The sequence below is a fragment of the Pseudoroseomonas cervicalis ATCC 49957 genome (assembly GCF_000164635.1).
In the GTDB taxonomy this organism is placed as follows: Bacteria; Pseudomonadota; Alphaproteobacteria; order Acetobacterales; family Acetobacteraceae; genus Pseudoroseomonas; species Pseudoroseomonas cervicalis.
Genome location: NZ_GG771249.1, coordinates 1 through 543, shown reverse-complemented (window position 1 = coordinate 543; position 543 = coordinate 1). Strand labels below are relative to the sequence as shown.

General features: G+C 76.8%; 1 protein-coding gene and 1 pseudogene. Both read left to right on the top strand.

Annotation, left to right across the window (positions count from 1 at the left end; all coding sequences use genetic code 11):
• A pseudogene (locus HMPREF0731_RS22830) lies at positions 1 to 336 on the top strand (shikimate dehydrogenase); the annotation flags it as partial.
• Positions 337 to 344: 8 nt separating this feature from the next.
• On the top strand, positions 345 to 543 hold a 199-nt coding region (locus HMPREF0731_RS22825), incomplete at its 3' end, for a dephospho-CoA kinase (protein ID WP_007006652.1).

Sequence of the window (543 nt, the reverse complement as noted above, 5' to 3'; positions counted from 1 at the left end):
GCGCTCGGCGGCCCCATCGCGGTGGCGGACGCCCCGCCGCTGGCGGAGGCCGCGCTGCTGGTCAACACCACCAGCCTCGGCATGGCCGGCCAGCCGCCGCTGTCGATCGACCTTGCCCCCCTGCCCACCGGCGCCGTGGTGGCGGACGCCGTCTATGTGCCGCTGGAGACACCCCTGCTGGCCGCCGCCCGCGCCCGCGGGCTGCGCGCGGTGGATGGGCTCGGCATGCTGCTGCACCAGGCACGGCCGGGCTTCGAGGCCTGGTTCGGCGTGCTGCCGCAGGTGGATGCCGAGCTGCGCGCCCTGGTCGCCGCCGACATCCCGAAGACCGCCTGAGAAGCGGGGTGAAGATCCTCGGCCTCACGGGCGGCATCGGCATGGGGAAATCCACCGCCGCCGCCACCTTCCGCCGCCATGGCGTGCCGGTCTTCGACGCCGACGCGGCGGTGCACCGGCTGCAGGCGCGCGGTGGCCGCGCCGTGGCGCCGATCGGCCGCGCCTTTCCCGGCACCACGCGCGATGGCGCGGTGGACCGCGAGGCGC